The sequence below is a fragment of the Micromonospora sp. NPDC047465 genome (assembly GCF_040643125.1).
In the GTDB taxonomy this organism is placed as follows: domain Bacteria; phylum Actinomycetota; class Actinomycetes; order Mycobacteriales; family Micromonosporaceae; genus Micromonospora.
This window is the reverse complement of sequence record NZ_JBEYTP010000012.1, coordinates 1-18,637: the sequence shown is the minus strand read 5'-3', so window position 1 is coordinate 18,637 and position 18,637 is coordinate 1. Positions and strand designations below refer to the sequence as shown.

The 18,637-nt window shown below is 75.3% G+C and carries 19 protein-coding genes; 1 reads left to right on the top strand and 18 read right to left on the bottom strand.

Features of this window, described 5'->3' with window-relative positions; all coding sequences use genetic code 11:
• The first annotated feature begins 8 nt into the window (after nucleotides 1-8).
• Nucleotides 9-713 (top strand): LON peptidase substrate-binding domain-containing protein, encoded by a 705-nt coding sequence (locus ABZ793_RS13685; RefSeq protein ID WP_357456628.1) that lies wholly within the window; start codon nucleotides 9-11, stop codon nucleotides 711-713.
• On the opposite strand, the gene ABZ793_RS13680 is transcribed toward ABZ793_RS13685, so the two are convergent.
• The 18 genes from ABZ793_RS13680 to ABZ793_RS13595 all read right to left on the bottom strand — a co-directional run bounded on the left by ABZ793_RS13680 (nucleotide 628) and on the right by ABZ793_RS13595 (nucleotide 18,321).
• Nucleotides 628-1,605, bottom strand: a complete 978-nt coding sequence (locus ABZ793_RS13680; RefSeq protein ID WP_357456626.1) for a DUF2567 domain-containing protein — start codon at nucleotides 1,603-1,605, stop codon at nucleotides 628-630. The two genes, ABZ793_RS13685 and ABZ793_RS13680, sit on opposite strands and share 86 nt — an antisense overlap.
• A 56-nt stretch (nucleotides 1,606-1,661) precedes the next feature.
• Nucleotides 1,662-3,290, bottom strand: coding sequence for an AAA family ATPase (locus tag ABZ793_RS13675; protein ID WP_357456624.1), 1,629 nt, complete (start codon nucleotides 3,288-3,290; stop codon nucleotides 1,662-1,664).
• A gap of 77 nt (nucleotides 3,291-3,367) precedes the next feature.
• Nucleotides 3,368-4,378, bottom strand: a complete 1,011-nt coding sequence (locus tag ABZ793_RS13670) for a hypothetical protein (RefSeq protein WP_357456622.1) — start codon at nucleotides 4,376-4,378, stop codon at nucleotides 3,368-3,370.
• Between the two features lie 44 nt (nucleotides 4,379-4,422).
• On the bottom strand, nucleotides 4,423-5,367 hold the full coding sequence (locus tag ABZ793_RS13665; RefSeq protein ID WP_357456620.1) for an RluA family pseudouridine synthase: 945 nt from the start codon (nucleotides 5,365-5,367) through the stop codon (nucleotides 4,423-4,425).
• A complete protein-coding gene (gene lspA, locus ABZ793_RS13660; RefSeq protein WP_357456618.1) occupies nucleotides 5,364-5,975 on the bottom strand; it encodes a signal peptidase II in 612 nt (203 codons plus the stop codon). The genes ABZ793_RS13665 and lspA overlap by 4 nt, the downstream gene beginning before the upstream one ends.
• A 66-nt stretch (nucleotides 5,976-6,041) precedes the next feature.
• Nucleotides 6,042-6,461: a TraR/DksA C4-type zinc finger protein gene (locus ABZ793_RS13655; RefSeq protein WP_088992775.1), complete on the bottom strand. Its 420-nt coding sequence runs from the start codon at nucleotides 6,459-6,461 to the stop codon at nucleotides 6,042-6,044.
• Between the two features lie 222 nt (nucleotides 6,462-6,683).
• Nucleotides 6,684-8,183: a potassium/proton antiporter gene (locus tag ABZ793_RS13650; protein ID WP_357456616.1), complete on the bottom strand. Its 1,500-nt coding sequence runs from the start codon at nucleotides 8,181-8,183 to the stop codon at nucleotides 6,684-6,686.
• A 22-nt stretch (nucleotides 8,184-8,205) separates the two neighbouring features.
• A complete protein-coding gene (locus ABZ793_RS13645) occupies nucleotides 8,206-8,505 on the bottom strand; it encodes a DUF167 domain-containing protein (protein WP_357456613.1) in 300 nt (99 codons plus the stop codon).
• A gap of 14 nt (nucleotides 8,506-8,519) precedes the next feature.
• Nucleotides 8,520-9,119: a hypothetical protein gene (locus ABZ793_RS13640; RefSeq protein ID WP_357456611.1), complete on the bottom strand. Its 600-nt coding sequence runs from the start codon at nucleotides 9,117-9,119 to the stop codon at nucleotides 8,520-8,522.
• A 74-nt stretch (nucleotides 9,120-9,193) separates the two neighbouring features.
• The gene (locus ABZ793_RS13635; RefSeq protein ID WP_357456609.1) at nucleotides 9,194-9,994 is read right to left on the bottom strand and encodes a DivIVA domain-containing protein; all 801 of its coding nucleotides are present in this window, start codon (nucleotides 9,992-9,994) and stop codon (nucleotides 9,194-9,196) included.
• A gap of 44 nt (nucleotides 9,995-10,038) precedes the next feature.
• Entirely contained in the window at nucleotides 10,039-10,344 is a 306-nt protein-coding gene (locus ABZ793_RS13630) for a YggT family protein (protein WP_357456607.1), read from the bottom strand.
• A 30-nt stretch (nucleotides 10,345-10,374) separates the two neighbouring features.
• On the bottom strand, nucleotides 10,375-11,070 hold the full coding sequence (sepF, locus tag ABZ793_RS13625; RefSeq protein WP_357456605.1) for a cell division protein SepF: 696 nt from the start codon (nucleotides 11,068-11,070) through the stop codon (nucleotides 10,375-10,377).
• Between the two features lie 196 nt (nucleotides 11,071-11,266).
• Nucleotides 11,267-12,013 carry a YggS family pyridoxal phosphate-dependent enzyme gene (locus tag ABZ793_RS13620; RefSeq protein ID WP_357456603.1) on the bottom strand — a complete coding sequence of 249 codons (747 nt, stop codon included), beginning with the start codon at nucleotides 12,011-12,013 and terminating at the stop codon, nucleotides 11,267-11,269.
• Nucleotides 12,014-12,022: 9 nt separating this feature from the next.
• Nucleotides 12,023-13,138 (bottom strand): cell division protein FtsZ, encoded by a 1,116-nt coding sequence (ftsZ, locus tag ABZ793_RS13615; protein ID WP_350686241.1) that lies wholly within the window; start codon nucleotides 13,136-13,138, stop codon nucleotides 12,023-12,025.
• A gap of 252 nt (nucleotides 13,139-13,390) precedes the next feature.
• Nucleotides 13,391-14,206: an FtsQ-type POTRA domain-containing protein gene (locus ABZ793_RS13610; protein WP_357456600.1), complete on the bottom strand. Its 816-nt coding sequence runs from the start codon at nucleotides 14,204-14,206 to the stop codon at nucleotides 13,391-13,393.
• Nucleotides 14,203-15,747 (bottom strand): UDP-N-acetylmuramate--L-alanine ligase, encoded by a 1,545-nt coding sequence (gene murC, locus ABZ793_RS13605; protein WP_357456598.1) that lies wholly within the window; start codon nucleotides 15,745-15,747, stop codon nucleotides 14,203-14,205. The genes ABZ793_RS13610 and murC overlap by 4 nt, the downstream gene beginning before the upstream one ends.
• 55 nt (nucleotides 15,748-15,802) lie before the next feature.
• Nucleotides 15,803-16,909 (bottom strand): undecaprenyldiphospho-muramoylpentapeptide beta-N-acetylglucosaminyltransferase, encoded by a 1,107-nt coding sequence (murG, locus tag ABZ793_RS13600; protein ID WP_357456596.1) that lies wholly within the window; start codon nucleotides 16,907-16,909, stop codon nucleotides 15,803-15,805.
• The gene (locus ABZ793_RS13595; protein WP_357456836.1) at nucleotides 16,909-18,321 is read right to left on the bottom strand and encodes a putative peptidoglycan glycosyltransferase FtsW; all 1,413 of its coding nucleotides are present in this window, start codon (nucleotides 18,319-18,321) and stop codon (nucleotides 16,909-16,911) included. The genes murG and ABZ793_RS13595 overlap by 1 nt, the downstream gene beginning before the upstream one ends.
• Between the last annotated feature and the right edge of the window lie 316 nt (nucleotides 18,322-18,637).

The window sequence follows — 18,637 nt, the reverse complement described above, 5'->3', positions numbered from 1 at the left end:
CTCGACGCGTGACTGCGCGGCTGCCGGTATTTCCGCTCGGGACGGTCCTCTTCCCCGGCCTGGTGCTGCCGCTGCACATATTCGAGGAGCGTTACCGCGCCCTGGTCCGGCATCTGGTCGGGCTCCCCGAGGGCGCCCCACGCGAGTTCGGCGTGGTGGCCATCCAGGCCGGCTGGGAGGTCGCCCCCACCGCCCCCGACGGCCGGCCGGTGCCCGGCGGCGGCGACGTCACCCTGCACGAGGTGGGCTGCACGGCCGAGCTGCGGCAGGTCACCGAGCGCCCCGACGGGGGCTTCGACATCGTCACGGTGGGCCGGCGCAGGTTCCGCGTCACCGACGTCGACCGCGAGGCCGCGCCCTACCTCACCGCGGAGGTGGAGTGGCTGCCGGAGCCGGACGGGCCGGACGAGGTCGCCGACCTGCTCGCCGCCCGGGTGATCTCGGTCTTCCGGCAGTACCTGGGGCTGATCCGGGCCGACCCGGAGGAGCTGTCCGAGCAGTTGCCGGAGAACCCGACGGTGCTCTCCCACCTGGTCGCCGCGACGGCGGCGCTGACGGTGGCCGACCGCCAGCGGCTGCTCGCCATCGACGACACCGCCGCCCGGCTCCGCGCCGAGCTGCGGCTGCTCAACCGTGAGGCGGCGCTGCTGCGCCAGGTGCGGGCGGTTCCGGTGCCGCTGGCGGAGCTGGCCTCCCCGCCGACTCCCAACTGACCCCGGGCGCGCCGGGCTCGGGCTCCGGGCGCAGCGACGGCCAGCGGGACCAGCCCGCCAGCAGGGTGTACGCCACGGCCGCGCCGAAGGCGGGCAGCAGCAGGTTGCCGTGCGGCACCGGCAGCACGCCGAAGATCAGGTCGATCCCGCCGGCCCGCAGGTCCGCCGGCTTGCTGAAGGCCTGGCCGTCCGGGGCGGTCGCCAGCAGCCGCTGGTAGCCGGCCAGCCCGATCCGCCGGCCCACCTGCCAGGCGACCAGCGCCGCGCCGAACGCGCCGAGCACGGTGGCGAGCAGGCCGACGGGCCCCCGCACGCGGCGCAGCACGAACCACAGCGCGAGCGCGGCGAGCACCCCGAAGCCCAGCCCGAGCAGGCTGAACCAGCCGTCGGCGGCGACCGGCTGCTCCGGCTGCGGCTCGGCGTAGATCGCGCCGTCGGGGACCTTGAGCACCGGGGTGTCCGGGGCGAGCGCGGCCCAGAGCAGCCCGAGCGGCACCCCCAGGACGGTCAGCGCGAGCCCCGCGCCCGCCGCGAGCCGCACCGCCCGGCGACGCGGCAGCTCGGGCTCGGCGGGCGGCACCGGTTGGCCGACTCCGTAGGCGGCGCCCGGGTCGCCGTAGGGGAACGCGCCGGGGCCGTCGTACGGGCTCGCGGCGTCCGCTGACGGCGGGGCGTACGAGCCGGCCTCCCACGCGACGTCCGGGCCGGCCTCCCGCGCGACCTGCTGGTCGGCCTCCCGCGCGACCTGCTGGTCGACCTCCCGGGCGGCGTACGGGCCGGCGGGGGCGTCCTCGGCCGGGGCGGCGGGCTCCGCCGGGGCTGCCGGTGCCGGGGCGGCCGGCTCGTCGGGTCGGCGGCCGGGCCGGTCGGGTTCGGGGGTGTCCGCGCTCACCCCGTGATCCTCTCAGGCCGGGCTGCGGCGCGGGTGGCCGGTGGCGGCACACCCGCTCACCGGGCGAACGGTTCCAGCATCACCGCGGCGGCCTTCAGCCACGCCTGCCGGGTCTCCTGCTGGAGCTGCTGGTACTCGATCGAGGAGCCGGTCTCCAGCGCCGGGTCGTACGGCACCACGGCGACGGCGCGGGTGCGGGTGGCGAAGTGGCGCTCCAGGTCGTCCTGCAACGGGGAGCGGCCCGGCGTGGGGCAGGAGATCAGGGTGACCGCGTTGTCGGCCAGCTCCCCCATGCCCACCTCGTGCAGCAGGTCCAGCATCCAGTCGGCGCTGAACGCGGCGTCCTCCCGCGGCACCGTGGTCACCACGAGCTGGTCGGCCGCCTGCATGACGGTACGCCAGTTGGCGCTCTCCACGTTGTTGCCGGTGTCCACGCAGATCACGTCGTGGGTGCGCCGCAGCAGCTCCAGCACCCGCCGGACGGTGAACTGGTCGAGCCGCTGGGCGAACCGGGGGCTCTCCTCGCCGGCCAGCACGTCGTACGAGCCGTCGGAGGCGTGCCGCAGGTAGTCGTCGAGGTGCTCCAGCAGCTCCGCGCCCTCCTTGATCTCGATGTGCGCGAGGTCGCCGACCAGGTGCCGGATGGTGCGGGCGTGCCGGGCGCTGCCGGCGCGCAGCCCGAGGGTGCCGCGCAGCTCGTTGTCGTCCCAGGCCAGCACGCCCCGCCCGCGTACGCTGCCGACGGTCGCCGCGGCCAGCACGGTGGCGGTGGTCTTGTGCACGCCGCCCTTGGGGTTGGCGAACGCGAGCACCCGCGGGGTGCCCAGGTCGCGGCGGAGCACCCCGGCGGCGCGCTCCAGCTCGCTCTCCGCCCCGCGCGGGCGCCACTCGACGCGGGCCGGGTAGCCCCGCTCGGCGACCGGGGGCGGGGCGGGCGGCGCCGCCGGGGGCGGCTGCTGGTAGGCGGGCTCGGGGCGGTAGCCGCCGTCGAGCAGGGGGGCGTACCGGGACTCGGCCGGGGGCGGTTCGTGCCGGTAGCCGTTGTCCAGCAGCGCGTAGCGCGACTCGACCGGCTCGTGCCCGCGCCGCTGCGTCGGCACGTGGGAGGGCTCGGGCCGGTGGGTCGGCGGCTCGCGGTGGTCCGGCTCGGCCGGGTAGAACGGGTCCACCCGGTAGGCGGGCTCGGCCGGGTCCACCCGGTAGGCCGGCTCGACCCGGTAGGTGGCCTCGGCCCGGTAACCCGCGTCGGTCGAGCGGCCGTACCCGGCGTCTCCCGAGCGGCCGTACCCGGCGTCGGCGGGGTGGCCGTACCCGGCGTCGGCCGAGCGGCCGTATCCCGCGTCGGCGGGTTGGCCGTACCCGGCGTCGGCGGGTTGGCCGTATCCGGCGTCGGCGGGGCGGCCGTACTCCGTGCCGTACCCCGGCGGGCCGGGCTCCGCGCCGTGCGGCGGCTCGGGGGCCCGCCCGATGGCCGGCACCCGCGCGGCGTAGCCGTTCCCCGACGACCGCCGGGGCAGCGGCTCGGGCGGGGCCGGCGGCACCTCGCGCGGGTCGGTCTCGGTCTGTTCGGCCGGTCGGCCGCCGTGCCGGGCCCGGTCGAGCAGCGCCCGCCACCGCGGTGCCGGTTCGGCCGGCCGTGCCCAGCCGGTCTCGCTGCCCTCCACGGCTCGCCCTCCCAGCACCATCGACGTCCGCCTGACAGGCTACGAACGAAACCCTATTCGGACCACACCCGTCCGCGCACCTTCGGTCCTGTCCACCGTCACCCGGCCGGCGCCCCAGTGCCCCCGGCGGCGGCGTCTGCCGAGGTGGGCGGGGTGGGCGGCGGGATTCCGCCGGATGCCGGGCCGGTCCGGACCGGTGACGAATCCGTCACCTCGGGTGCGGGTTCCGACGTTTCGCCCACCGGCGGGGTCGGGGGCGTGCCCCGGTCGCCTTCCCCCGTGGCCGCTCCCGCGAGGCCGGCGTCGGCCGGCGGGCGCGCAACCTCCCGCTGCTCGGGCAGCGGGGGCGTGAAGACGGTCCGGTCGAGCCGGGTGACCTCGGGCGCCGGGTCGACCGCCCGCACCCCGGGCCGGGCGGCCAGGCGGCGCAGGGCCACCGGCTCGGCGCGGACCACCGCGGCGTAGAGGCAGGCGCAGCCGGAGCGGTACGCGGCCGCCTCCGCCGCCGACACCTCGGCGCCGCTGTCGTACACCTGCCGCAGCTCGCGCTCGGCCTGCCCGCCGCCGGCCAGCGCGGCGGACCGGGCGCGGTAGTCGGCGGCCTCCCGCTCCTTGCGGGCGGCGACCTCGGCCATCCCGGCGACCACGTCGGCGGGCACCCGCTGCGCGGGAATGCGGACGATCTCGGTCTGCCGGTCGGCGAGCGGCACCCGCCCGAGGACGGCGGCGACCGGCACGTCGCCGAGGATCGCCGCCGCCCCCTGCGGGGTCAGGTAGGACGAGAGGGAGACCAGGGCGTACGTCCCGTCGCCGGCCGCCGGGGCGGCGGGCGGCAGCGCGGCCAGGTCGGCGGCGGCGGCACGGAGGTAGCCGGGGATCGAGCCGCCGTGGGCCACGCCGACCCGGGTCACCTCGCCGACGGTGCGGTCACCGGTCGGGCGGTCGTCGCCGGCCCACACGGCGGTGAGCAGCACGGCGGCGCAGGAGAGCAGCGCGACCGTGGTGAGCACCCGCGGCCGGGCCGGACCGTCGCCGGGCCGGGTCACGGCGTCGGCCAGCCGGGACAGCGGTGGCTGGTCCCATCGCCGCAGCGGGTCGCCGGCGCGCACGGGTGCGGTCCCCCTCGTCGGATCGTCTGGCGGTGGGGCGACGCTCAGTCGCGGAGGATCTCGAGCGCCCGGCCCAGGTCGTCAGGGTAGTCGCTGACGAAGCGCACCTCGTCCCCCGTACGGGGGTGCAGGAAGCTCAACGAGCGGGCGTGCAGCCACTGTCGGGCCAGGCCCAACCGGGCGGAGAGGGTGGGGTCCGCCCCGTAGGTGAGGTCGCCCACGCACGGGTGCCGCAGGGTGGAGAAGTGCACCCGGATCTGGTGGGTGCGGCCGGTCTCCAGCCGGACGTCGACCAGGCTCGCCGCCGGGAACGCCTCCACCGTGTCGTAGTGGGTGATGCTCGGCTTGCCGCCGGAGACCACCGCCCAGCGGTAGTCGTGGGTGGGGTGCCGGTCGATCGGGGCGTCGATGGTGCCCCGCAGCGGGTCGAGGTGCCCCTGCACCACGGCGTGGTAGCGCTTCTCGACCTCGCGGTACTTGAACGCCCGCTTCAGCGCGGTGTACGCCTGCTCGCTCTTGGCCACCACCATGATCCCGGTGGTGCCCACGTCGAGCCGGTGCACCACGCCCTGCCGCTCGGCGGCGCCGCTGGTGGAGATGCGGTGCCCGATCGCGGCCAGCGCGCCGATCACGGTGGGGCCGGTCCAGCCGGGGCTCGGGTGCGCGGCGACGCCGACCGGCTTGTCCACCACCACGATGTCGTCGTCGGCGTGCACGACCCGCAGCCCGGGGACCGCCTGCGGCACCACGGTGGGCGGGGCGGCCGGGGCGGGCAGGGTCACCTCCAGCCAGGAGCCGGCCCTGACCTTGTACGAGTTGGCCCGGACCACCCCGTCGACCAGCGCGTCGCCGGCGTCGACCAGGGCCGCGGCGGCGGTGCGGGAGAGCCCGAAGAGCCGCGACACCGCCTGGTCGAGCCGGGTGCCGTCGAGACCGTCGGGCAGGGGCAGGGAGCGGTGGTCGCCGCCGGCGGCGAAGGCGGAGGTCATGCCCGCTCCCGCTGCCCCGCGTCGGCCGGCGCCGTCGCCTCGGTGGCCCCGTCCTTGCCGATCCGGCTGCCGTCGCGCTGGCGGCCGGTCAGCTCCAGCACGACGGCGAGCACCACGCCGCAGACCAGGGCGCTGTCGGCCAGGTTGAACACCGGCCAGACCCGGCCGTACGGGTCGAAGAGGCTGACCATGTCCACCACGTGCCCGACGAACCAGCCCGGGGCGCGGAAGATCCGGTCGGTGAGGTTGCCCAGCGCCCCGCCGAGCACCAGGCCGAGCGAGATCGCCCAGGGCAGCGAACGCAGCCGCAGGGCCATCCAGAGGATCCAGCCGACCACGCCGAGGGTGATCAGCGGGAAGACCCAGGTGTGGTCCGAGCCGATGCTCCAGGCCGCGCCGCTGTTGCGGGTCAGGGTGAGGTAGACCGCGCCGCCGAGCAGCTTGACCGGCTCGCGGTCGGACAGCGTGAGCAGGGCGAGGTGCTTGGTGACCAGGTCGGCCACGAGGGCGGTCAGCGCGACGCCGAGCAGGATGGTGACGGCCCGGCGGCGGGGCGTGCCGCCTCCCGGCTCAGCGCTGCCGGACCCGGCGGGCGGTGCTTCGGACATCTGCTCCCCATCGACGCTCGCGGCGGCGCTCGCGCGCCGCCTCCCATGGCCGCCGGGGAGCGGGCCTCAGCGCCGCTCCTCCAGCTGCTTGCACGTCACGCAGAGGGTGGCCGACGGGAACGCGGCGAGCCGCTCCACCGGGATCGGGTTGCCGCACCGCTCGCACCAGCCGTAGCCACCCTCGTCGAGCCGCTCCAACGCCCGCTCGACCTGCGTGATCCGTTCCAGGATGCTGTTGGCGAGTGAGATCTCCTGCTCGCGTTCGAACGTCTTCGTCCCGGTGTCGGCCTGGTCGTCCCCGGCCGAGTCGGTCAGCCGGTCGCGCTGCAGCTCGGTGATCTCGCTCAGCGTCTGATCGTACTCGGCACGCAACTCGTCACGCCGCGCCGCCAGGGCCGCCCGGATCTTCTCGGTCTCCGCCGCGCTGCGGGTGGCCTTCGCCACCGGCTTGCGGCCGGCGGTCCTGGTCTCGGCTGGCTTCGCCATCGTCGCTCCCTCGGCCGCGGAACCGCGGCGGACCGCGGCGCCTGGACAGGGGCCGCCGACATCGGCGCCCCCAGGTACAAAAGGGGCGCGCGGCGACGTGGCCGCGCACTCCGGAGATTCGCAAGAATACGGAACGTACAGGCGTCCGACAACGTGCCGCTCCGACGCACCGCCGCTCGGCCCCGAGTCGCACCTTATCGGGGCAAAAGGAACGCTAGCAGATCAACCATCGCGATCCTCGCCGTACTCGCCAAACCAGCGGGCCAGCCGGCCCCGCCGGCTGACCGCCCGCAGCCGGCGCTCCGCCTCGTCGCGCACCCCGACGGTCGCCACGATCAGCAGGCTGTCGCCGGTCTTCAGCCGGAAGTCCGGGCCGGGCACGACGCCCGCCCCGTCCCGCAGCACCAGCGTCACCGAGGCGCCCAGCGGCAGCCGCAGCTCGTCGACGTGCACCCCGGCCAGCCGGGAACCGGGCGGCACCTCCACCTGGAGCAGGTCGGCGCGCATCCGTTCCAGCGGGGCCGTCTCCACCCGGATCTCCGCCGCCTCGGCCGGGGCGGTCACCCGCAGCCGCCGGGCCACCGGGGCGAGGGTCCCGGTCTGCAGCAGCGTGAAGATCACCACCAGCACGAAGACCGAGTCGAAGAGCCGGTCGGCGCCGGGCACCCGCTCCGACAGCGGAATGGTGGCGAGCACGATCGGCACCGCGCCGCGCAGCCCCGCCCAGGACAGGAACGCCTGCTCGCGCAGGCCGAACCGGAACGGCAGCGCGGACGCCGCCACCGACAGCGGCCGGGCGAGCAGCACCAGCGCCAGCCCGGCGACCACCGCCGGCAGCACCGCCGAGCCCAGCCGGCTCGGCGTGACGAGCAACCCGAGCAGCACGAACAGCCCGATCTGCGCCAGCCAGGCCAGCCCGTCGGCGAAACCGAGGATGGCCTGCCGGTGCGGCAGCCGGGCGTTGCCGAGGATCACCCCCGCCACGTAGACGGCCAGAAAGCCCGAGGCGTGCAGCACCGCGCCGGCGGCGTAGGCGAACACGGTCAGCCCGACCGCCGCGATCGGGTAGAGCCCCGCCGACGGCAGGGCGGCGTGCCGCAGCGCCCACCGCCCGCCGACGCCGGCCGCGAAACCGACGGCCGCGCCGACGCCCAGCTCGTAGCTCACCAGGGCGGTCTCGTACCACCACGGATGGGTGATCCCCTCCCGGGACAGCAGCACCACCAGCAGCACGACCGGGGCGTCGTTCATCCCCGACTCGGCCTCGAGGGTCGCCACCAGGCGGGGCGGCAGGCGCAGCCGGCGCAGCGTGGCGAATACCGCGGCCGCGTCGGTGGAGGAGAGCACCGCCCCGTAGAGCAGCGCCAACCGCCAGTCCAGCCCGAGCAGCAGGTGCACGGCGAGTCCGACGACCAGGATGCTCACCACCACGCCGACGGTGGAGAGCAGGGCGGCGAGCCCGAGCACCGGGCGCAGCGTGCTCCACCGCGCGGTCAGCCCGCCCTCGGCGATGATCACGATGAGCGCGCAGAAGCCGAGGGTCCGGGTCAGCTCGGCGTCGTCGAAGCGGATGCCCAGCCCGGCCTCGCCGATGGCGACGCCGAGGGCCAGGTAGACCAGGAGGCTCGGCACCCCGAGCCGGGTGGACAGCCGCACCGCCCCGACCGCCACCAGCAGCACCGCCGCGCCGACCAGCAGCGCGAGATCCAGCCCCGGCGTCACGGGTGCCCGACCCGGGCGTACGTCACCCGGCGGCCCCGTCGCGCAGCCGGCGCAGCGCCTCGGTCAGCTCCGGTGCGGGACCCTCGACCAGGAAGAGTTTGTCGCGGCTGGCCGCGCCCGCCCGCAGGGACACCGCAGCCGGCCGGACGCCCAGCGCCCCGGCCAGCGCCCGCCGGGCCGCCTCGGTGGCCCGGCCGTCCACAGCCGGCGCGTTGACGGCGACCACCAGCGCGGGCCCGTGCGGGCCGTCGAAGCGGCCGCCGACGCGGGCGCGGGCGGAGCCGGGCTTCACCCGGACCGCCACGGTCAGCATGTCGTCCATCGGAGCCGGGCCGCTCAGAGCCGGCCGGCGTCGGCGAGCAGGGCGGTGTCCGGCGCGCAGTCGGCGCACGGGGTGAAGCCGAGCTCGACGGCCTCGCCGACCGGCAGCGACTCGTGCTCGCGGCCCACGAGGTGGGCGCACCCGGCGAGGTGGTAGCGCGGGCGCCCGTCGACCACCCGCACCTCGGCGTCGAGGCGGGCCACCCGGGCGGCGTCGGCCGGCGTGACGTCCTGCGCCGCCGGCTCGTCGTCGTACGCCCCGACCGTGCCGGGCGCGGCGCCCCGGGAGCCGACGTCGGCCACCGGTGGCTCGGGCGGTTGCCGCCACCCGGTGCCGCCGGCGTCGACCGTCGGTGGGACGTGCTGGACGGGGATCTCCGGCTCCACGGGCGGCCCGTACGCGAAGGCCGGACCGGCCGGCCGGGTCGCCGTGCGCGACGGCCGCTCCGCCGCCAGCCGGTCGCCGGCCGCCTGGCGGGCGCCCACGACCAGCGCGACGGCGGCCAGCAGGCTGGCCGCGATGGAGACGACGAGAAGGACGCTGGAGCCACCGGCCAGGCCCGCCACCAGCAGCACCACCGCGACGAGGATGAGCAGGAGACTCGCGACTATCACGACTCACCCCCGCCGGGTCGTGCCGATGAGGCGAGGTCGGCGACCGTCGCGTGGCGACGGCCGCCGACCGGTGGTCAGCGACCGGATTCGAGGGCGCCGGAACGACCGCCGCCGTAGGAGCCGGCGAGACCGGCTGCGGCGAGCCCGTTGCCGCCGACGGCCCGGGTGCCCTCGCCACGGGTCATCTCGGCCTCCAGGCCCTGGCCGCGGCCGTCGAGGTCGCGCAGCTGGCTCTCCAGGTAGGCCTTCAGGCGGGTGCGGTACTCGCGCTCGAACTGCTTGAGCTCCTCGATGTGCTTCTGCAGCGCGGTGCGCTTGGCGTCCAGGCCGCCCATGGCCTCCTGGTGCCGCTGGCGGGCGTCGCGCTCGAGGGCGTCGGCCTTGGAGCGGGCCTCCCGGGTGACCTCCTCGGCCTTGGAACGGGCCTCGGAGAGCAGCTGGTCGGCCTCGCGACGGGCGTCCGAGACGTGGTCGTCGGCCGTCCGCTGGGCCATCATCAGCACCCGCAGCGCCTGCTGCTCGCCGTCACCGGTCACCGCCGGCCCACCGGCCGTACGGACCTGCTCCAGCTCCGCCTGCATCGCCCGGGCGGCCTGCTCGGCCGCCGCCTTGTCGCGCTGCACCCGGTCGAGCTGGGCCTTGACGTCGTTGAGCTCCGCCGCGAGACGGGCGTCGCCGCCGGGGCCGGCGGGGGCGCCGCCACGGCCGCCGCGCTCCACCTGGGCACGCAGCTCGTTGTTCTCCTCGATGAGACGGGCAAGCTCGCGCTCGACCTCGTCCAGGAAGGCGTCGACCTCCTCCTCGTCATACCCCCGCTTGCCGATCGGCGGCTTTTTGAAGGCGACGTTGTGGACGTCGGCCGGGGTCAGCGGCATCGAAACTCCTCGGGTCAGTTGCGGCCGCGAAAGCGCGTCGATCGTCAGGTGGTCCTGTCGATCGACGGCCCTAACACGAACTCCATCAGCACGAACAGGATAACCAGGAGCACAAGTGAAGCCAGGTCGATGCTCACGGTACCAATTCGCAACGGAGGGATCACACGCCTCAACGCGTTGAGGGGGGGATCAGTGACGCTCCACACGATTTCCAGACCCACCGATGCCCCGCGGGCCGGCTGCCAGCGCCGACCGTACTGCAGGACGGCGCTCAGGACGAACCGGGCGAGCAGGGTGATGAGGAAGATGTAGAGCACCAGATACAGCACTTGCAGCACGATCGACAACACGACAGGCGACGTCCCTCGGGTCGGGCGGGGCTAGCTCAGGCTGAAGAAGCCGCCCTCGGCGATCTTGGCCTTGTCCTCCGCGGTGACCTGGACGTTGGCCGGTGAGAGCAGGAACACCCGATTGGTCACGCGCTCGATCGTACCGCGCAGGCCGAACGCGAGCCCGGCGGCGAAGTCGACAAGTCGACGTGCGTCCGCCTCGTCCATCTCGGTGAGGTTGATGATCACCGGGACGCCGTCGCGGAAGTGCTCGCCGATGGTCCGCGCCTCGCGGTAGGTGGTGGGGTGCAGCGTGGTGATCTGGTAGCGCTGCTCCTCCTCGGCCACGACCGCCCGCTCACGCGGCTGCGCCTGCGGCGCCAGGGCCAGGTTGTCGCGGGTGTGGTAGGTCAGCGCCCCGGAGGTCTCGCCGGCATTCGACCGGGTGATGGAGCGGACGCTGGACCGCTCGGCCCGCTCCGGGCGGTCGCCGTCGGCCCGCTCGGCCTCGGCCGCCCGGGAGGCGACCCGCTCGGAGAGCCGGCCACGGTCGCCGAGGCGGGACCGGGGCGCCGGCGGCTCCTCGGCGTCGTCCTCCTCGTCGTCGGCGAACTCCTCCGAGTACCGGCTCTGCCGGTAGCGCGAATCGCGGTAGCCACCCTTGTCGTAGCCACCGTCGTCGTAGGCCCGCTCGTCGTCCTCTTCGACCAGACCGAGCCAGACCCCCGCCTTGCGCAGTGCACCCATCCCGCGCCCTTCCCGTCCGCCGTGCGGCACGCGCCCCCGTGCCGTGTCGCCTTGTCGCGAGTGGAACACTTTCTGCCCACCGGACCGGACCGGCAATCCCCTGGCGCGCGATTCGCGTCGCACGCCACGACCCCCGACAACGGGACGCCGCCCCTTCAAAACAACACGCATGTAATTTGCTTCTCTCGCGGTCAGGCTACCGCAGCGTGGGACGCATTCCGAGCAACGCGCTGCCCACGCGGACATGTGTCGCGCCGTACCGGATCGCGATCTCCAGGTCCCCGCTCATGCCGGCGGAGAGGGCGGTGGCTCCCGGATGGAGCGTCCGGAACCCGGCGGCCACCTCGGCCAGCCGGGCGAACGCCCGCTCCGGTTCCCAGCCCAGCGGCGCCACCGCCATCAGGCCGGTCAGCCGCAGGCCGTCCGCGCCGGCCACCGCCTCGGCCACCGGGCCGAGCCCGGCGTCCGGGTCGGCCGAGTCGGGCAGCGCCCCGCCCCGGCCGGTGGCCCCGTCGATGCTGACCTGGACCAGCACGTCCAGCGGCCGGTCCCGGCCCGCGGCCGAGGCCGCGTCCAGCGCCCGCGCCAGCCGGACGCTGTCGACGGAGTGGACCACGTCGGCGTAGCGGACCACCGACCGGGCCTTGTTGCGCTGCAACTGCCCGATGAAGTGCCACCGGGGCGTCACCCCGGCCGCGGCCACCTCGGCCGCCTTGGCGGACGCCTCCTGGTCCCGGTTCTCCCCCACGTCGGTGACGCCGAGCCCGGCCAGGGCCACCACGTCCCCGGCCGGGTAGGTCTTGGTCACCGCGATCATCGTGACCTCGGAGGTGTCCCGTCCCGCGTCGGCGCACGCCTGCGCGATCCGGGATCGTACGTCGGCCAGGCCGGCCGCGAGTTCGGCGCGCCGGTCCGGGCGCACCGTGGCTGGGCTGTCGGTCATCGGCGGGGCTCAGGAACCGTTCTTGAGGAAGTCGGGCACGTCCACGTCGTCGAAGAGCACCCGGCGCGGCGACTGGGTCGGCGCCGGCATCGTCGGCGGGGGCGTGACCGGCGTGCTGGGCTGGGTGGGCTGGTTCTGGTTGGGCTTGCGGCCCGACTCGGCGGCCTTGTACGCCGGCGCGCCGCCGTCGAAGCCCGCCGCGATGACGGTGACCCGCACCTCGTCGCCGAGGGCGTCGTCGATGACCGCGCCGAAGATGATGTTGGCGTCCGGGTGGGCCGCGTCGGTAACGAGCTGGGCCGCGTCGTTGATCTCGAACAGGCCCAGGTCCGACCCGCCGGCGATGGAGAGCAGCACGCCGCGGGCGCCGTCCATGCTCTGCTCCAGCAGCGGGCTGGAGATGGCCGCCTCGGCCGCCTCGACGGCGCGGTTCTCGCCGCGGGCGCTGCCGATGCCCATCAGCGCGCTGCCCGCGCCGCTCATCACGCTCTTGACGTCGGCGAAGTCCAGGTTGATCAGGCCCGGCGTGGTGATCAGGTCGGTGATGCCCTGGACACCGGAGAGGAGCACCTGGTCGGCGGTGCGGAACGCGTCCATCATGCTGATGTTGCGGTCGCCGAGCGCCAGCAGCCGGTCGTTGGGGATGACGATCAGCGTGTCGCACTGGTTGCGCAGCTCGTCTATCCCGGACTCGGCCTGCACCTGACGGCGCTTGCCCTCGAAGGAGAACGGCCGGGTCACCACGCCGATGGTCAGCGCGCCGAGCTTGCGCGCGATGTTCGCCACCACGGGCGCCCCGCCGGTGCCGGTGCCGCCGCCCTCGCCACAGGTCACGAAGACCATGTCGGCGCCCTTGAGCACCTCCTCGATCTCGTCGCGGTGGTCCTCGGCGGCGTTCTTGCCGACGTCGGGGTTGGCGCCCGCGCCGAGCCCGCGGGTCAGCTCGCGGCCGACGTCGAGCTTGACGTCGGCGTCGCTCATCAGCAGCGCCTGCGCGTCGGTGTTGATCGCGATGAACTCGACGCCCTTGAGCCCAACCTCGATCATCCGGTTGACGGCGTTGACGCCGCCGCCACCGATGCCGACGACCTTGATGACCGCCAGGTAGTTGTGCGGAGGTGTCATCTCCGGTCCTTTCCCTTCGAGATTGGCATGGGCCGACCGGGTACGGCTTGGCCAGACCAGCGGTCGACGACAGCTGTCACCAGCGAGGATCAGGATTAAACCCTCACCCTCTACTAGAGGCTTACAGTTATGTCAACCACTGAACCCCTTCGGGGCAACGTAAGCGCACCCACGCCGTGAGCCAAGGACCCGCCCGGCGTGTCGCCGTGGGAGCGGGACGGGTCACGTCGCCCGGTGGGACCGAGCTGCCGGTCACCGCAGGGTCACCACGTCCGGGGCGCTCACGTCGATGGTGTCGGCCTCGCGGTCGAGCAGGGCGGTGGCGACCCGCGCCTTGTCCGCGCCCCGGGTCGCGTCCCCCCAGACCACCACCCGGTCGTCGCGCAGCCGGAGCTTGATCCGGGCCAGCCCCTCGACGGTCACGTCCACCAGCCCGGCCCGCAGCTCCGGGGTGAGCACGGCGAGCACCTCCAGGGCGGCCCGGGTCGCCCCGTCGTCCGGCCCCGGCTCGGCGAGCCGGACCACCGGCAGGCCGTCCGGCTGCCGGGGCAGGGTCCGGAACACCACGCCCGCCCCGTCGATCACCACGAACTGCTCGCCGCGCGGCACCGCCGCCACGCCCGTACGCTCGGTCACCCGGACCACCAGCGCGTCCGGCCAGTCCCGGGTGACGACCGCCCGCTCCACCGCCGGCAGCCCCCCGACCCGCCGCGCGATGGCGGCCAGGTCCGCCCCGGCCAGCGGGGCCCCGTCGGGCACCGCCGCCGCGTCGCGCACCTGCACCGCGCTGACCAGCTCCGCGCCCTCGACCCGGACCTCGCGCACCCCGAACAGGCCGGTGCCGAGCAGCGCCCAGGCGACCAGCCCGGCCAGGCCGAGGACGCCGGCCGCGATCGCCCACGGCAGCGCGGCCCGCATCCGGCGCTGCCGGGCGCGGGCCATGAACCGCCGGGTCGAGGCGGGGACCGCGTCGCTGCCGGCCCGGACCAGCTGCCACCGGCGCACCGGTCCGCGCCGGCCACCGCCGTCCGCGCCGGTGGTGCGCCCGCGCGCCGGACCGGGGCTCATCCGGCCGCGGGCGCCGCGCCGTCCGGGACCGCGCCGCCGACGCCGGGAACGGTGCCGCCGATGGTCGTCGCCCCGCCGGCCTCGCCGCCGGGCGTCGTGCCCGCCGGCGCCGCCGGATCGGCGGTACGCGCCGACAGCGCGTCCAGCAGCTGGTCCCCCATCAGCGAGATCGGCGGGGCGCCCATGGTCACCACGACGTCACCGGGGCGGGCCCGCCGGGCCACCTCGGCCGGCGCCGCCTCCCACGAGTCCACGAAGACCTTCCGCTCCGCCGGCAGCGGCACGGCCTCGACCAGCGCCGCCGAGCCCTCCCCCGGCTGGCGCAGCTCGCCCGGGCCGAAGACCTCCAGCAGCACCAGCTCGTCGGCGATGGCCAGCGCCTCGGCGATCTCCGGCTGGAGGTCGCGGGTGCGGTAGAGCCGGTAGGGCTGGAACACCACGATCAGTCGGCCGTCCCCGGCCACCTCGCGCAACGTCTGCAGCGCCAGCGTCATCGAGGTCGGGTGGTAGGCGTACTCGTCGTAGACCAGCACGTCGTCCGCGACGCCCTTGCGCTCGAAGCGCCGCCGCACGCCGGGGAACGCCGCGAGCGCGGCCTCGGCCGCCTCCAGCGGCAGCCCCAGCAGGTACGCGGCCAGCACCGCCGAGGCGCTGTTGAGCCCCATGTGCCGCCCCGGCACCGGCAGCCGGAACTCGCCCAGCGACCGGCCGTCGATCTCCGCCAGGTAGCGGACCCCCCGCGCCGAGGAGGCGACGCCGGTCAGCCGCAGGTCGGCGTCGGCCGCCTCGCCGTACGTGTGCACCCGCCGGCCCTCCGCGCGCAGCGTCTCGGCCAGCCGCCGCCCGCCCGGGTCGTCGGCGCAGGTGATGATGAAGCCGTCCGGGTCGGTGAGCCGGGCGAACTCGGCGAAGGCCGCCTCCAGGCTGGCCAGGTCGCCGTAGGTGTTCAGGTGGTCGGCCTCGACGTTCGTGATGATCGACACGTACGGGCGGTAGATCAGGAAGGAGCGGTCGCTCTCGTCCGCCTCGACCACGAAGTACTCGCCCGTGCCGTGGTGGGCGCCCGAGCCGACCTCGGAGATCTCCCCGCCGATCACGAAGGACGGGTCCTGCCCGGCCTGCTGGAGCACCATCGTGACCATCGAGGTGGTGGTGGTCTTGCCGTGCGTGCCGGCGACCGCCACCGTCCGGCGGCCGGTCATCGCCGCCGCGAGGGCCTCGGAGCGGTGCAGGACGCGCAGCCCGCGCCGGCGCGCCTCCACCATCTCGAGGTGGTCCTGCGGGATCGCCGAGGAGTAGACGACCGTGTCGACGCCGTCGAGGTTGGACGCCTCGTGGCTCATGTGGATGGTCGCGCCGAGAGCGCGCATGCCGGCCAGGGACGGCCACTCCCGCAGCTCGCTGCCGGAGACGGGGATGCCCCGGGTGAGAAAGAGCCGGGCCAGGCCGCTCATGCCGACCCCGCCCACCCCGATCAGGTGGATCGTGCCCAGGTCCTCCGCGGTGAGCGTGCCTGCCGGGGTGAACTGTGCGGTGTTCATGACGGGAACCTTCCGGTCGCGGCGGCGCGGGCCTCGGGGCGGACGGGCCGCGCCCTCATCGGGCCACCGCCTCGTAGACGAAGTTGAGCAGCGCCTCGTCGCCGTCGCGGCGCCCGTACGCGGCCGCGGCGGCGCCCATGGCGGCGAGCCGGTGCGGGTCGCGGATCAGCGGGATGACGGTCCGCTCGACCCAGTCGGGGGTCAGCTCGGCGTCGTCGACGAGCAGCCCGCCGCCGGCCTCCACCACGGGCAGCGCGTTGCGCTTCTGCTCCTGGTTGCTGTGCGGGTAGGGAACGTAGATGGTGGGCAGCCCGATCGCGGCCACCTCGGCGCAGGTCATCGCCCCGCCCCGGCCCAGCATCAGGTCGGCGGCGGCGTAGCCGGCCTCCATCTCGGACAGGTACGGCAGCGTCACGTACGGGACCGGCAGGTCGGTGGGGACCGGCACCGGCTCGTTGCGGGCCCCGATCACGTGCAGCACCTGCACCCCGTTGCGGGCGAGTTCCTTGGCCGCCCCGGCGACCGCGAGGTTGATCGAGCGGGCGCCCTGCGAGCCGCCGGCGACGAAGAGCACCGGCAGGTCGGGACGGAGCCCGAAGTGGGCCCGCGCCGCGTTGCGCATGGCGACGCGGTCCAGGCCGGCGATGCCCCGGCGCAGCGGCACGCCGACGACCCGCGCGTCGCGCAGCGCCTCGGCCTGGGCGGGCTGGTGCGGGAAGCCGACGGCGACGTTCTTGGTGAACTTCATGCCGAGCCGGTTGGCCACGCCCGGCGGCACGTTCACCTCGTGGATGACGATCGGCAGCTCGCGCCGCCAGGCCGCGAGGTAGGCCGGCACGGAGACGTACCCGCCGAAACCCACCACCACGTCGGCGCGCACCTCGTCGATCACCTTGCCCGCGGCGCGGGCCGCGGTCCACATCCGGCCCGGGGTCTTGACCAGGTTCATGTTGACCGACCGGGGCAGCTGGTAGGCCGGGATCTGCCGCAGGTCGTAGCCCTGCGGTGGGATCAGCTCGTTCTCCAGGCCCTTCGGGGTGCCCAGGCAGGTGATCCGGACGCCGGGGTCGTGTCGGCGCAGGCAGTCGGCGAAGGCGAGCAGCGGGTAGATGTGCCCCCCGGTGCCACCTCCCGCGAGCACCACCGAACGCAGCGGACCCATCAACGTCTCCTCTCGTCCGCCGAGCCGCGCCGGGTCCGGGCGAGCCGGACGCCGCGCGGTGCGGCCTGGTCGTCGGGCCGCCGCTCCCGCGACCGGGGCACGGACCCTCGGGCAGCCGGGGGCGGCGCCGGGCGGCGACGCCGCCCGGGAAGCGGCGGCAACGGGGCCCAGAGTAGTCGGACCCATCGGGCCGGCGGACGGGCATGCAGCGCTCTGGCGGCGTCGGGCTCGGCGCGGGCGAAGGAGGCGAGCATCCCGATCGCGGCGAGCGTCACGACCAGGGCGCTTCCGCCGTCGGAGATGAACGGCAGCGGCAGGCCGGTGATCGGCAGCAGCCCGACCACCCCGCCGATGTTGATCACTGCCTGGCTGACCAGCCAGGTGGTCGCCGCGGCGGCGGCGAGCCGGCGGAACGGGTCCTCGACGCGCCGGGCGATGCGCAGCCCGGTGTAGGCCAGCACGGCGAACAGGCTGAGCACCACGACGCAGCCGATCACGCCCAGCTCCTCGGCGATGATCGCGAAGATGAAGTCGTTGTGCGCCTCCGGCAGCCAGCCGAACTTGAGGCTGGACTTGCCGAGCCCCACGCCGAACCAGCCGCCGTGCTCGATGGCCAGCCGCCCCTGGTAGATCTGGTAGCAGCCCGCGAGCTTGCAGTCGTCCGGGGAGGGCGGGTTGAAGAACGACATCAGCCGGGCGAAGCGGTAGTTCTCCTCGCCCCGCTCGCCGGAGCCGGCGCCCAGGGAGGCGACGGCGATCAGCAGGCCGACGCCGAGCAGCCCGAGCACGGACAGCGTGCCGAAGACGCGCATCCGCACCCCGGCCGCCCAGAGCAGCCCCACCACCACGGCGAGCAGGCAGAGCATCGTGCCGAGGTCGTTGTAGCCGACCAGGACGAAGAGCAGGCCGACGACCGGGAAGAGCGGGGTGGCCAGCTCGCGCCACCAGCCCAGCGCGGCGCCCTTGCGGGCGATCACGTGGGCCCCCCAGAGCACCAGGGCGAACTTCGCCAGCTCCGAGGGCTGCACCTGGATGCCGCCGACGAAGAGCCACAGCAGCCGGGCCTCGATCGGGCCGATCCGGGCGGAGTCCTGGCCGGTCAGCCGCGCGTACGCGAGCAGCAGGTTGAGCACCAGCAGCAGGCCGACGGCGGTGAACAGCAGTGGCCGGCCGAGCACCCGGTAGGTCTTCGCCGGCAGCCGCTGGCAGGCCCAGAAGGCGACGATGCCGATCACCGCGAAGATCGCCTGCTTGGTGAGCGCGGCGAAGGCGTTGCCGCCCTGGGCGTACTCGCGGACGCTGGTCGCGGAGAAGACCATCGTCAGGCCGATCAGCAGCAGCAGCCCGGCGCTGGACAGCAGCAGGTAGTAGGAGGCCAGCGGACGGTCCAGCAGGCCGCGCAGCGCGGCCAGCCCGCCCGCGGCGTCCACCCCGCGCAGCGCCCGGCCGCCGGCCTCGTCCGGCCCGCGCGTCGCGGCGGGCGCTCCGCGCGTACGGGTGGCTCCGGGTGACCGCCGGGGCGTCGTCTCTGTCGTGCCCTCGATGCCTCTGCCCTCCCCCACGCAGACCATCATCGCGGTTTCCCGGGGTCGCCACCGGCGCAACCGGCCGGTCGGCGTGTCGGGCTTGCGCGCGGCGACGTGCGCCTTGCTTCGCCGGACACGGCGCGGGGGCCGCGCGGCGCGCGCGCCGGGCCCCCGGCGGGGGCGGCCCGGGGGGGGCGGGGCG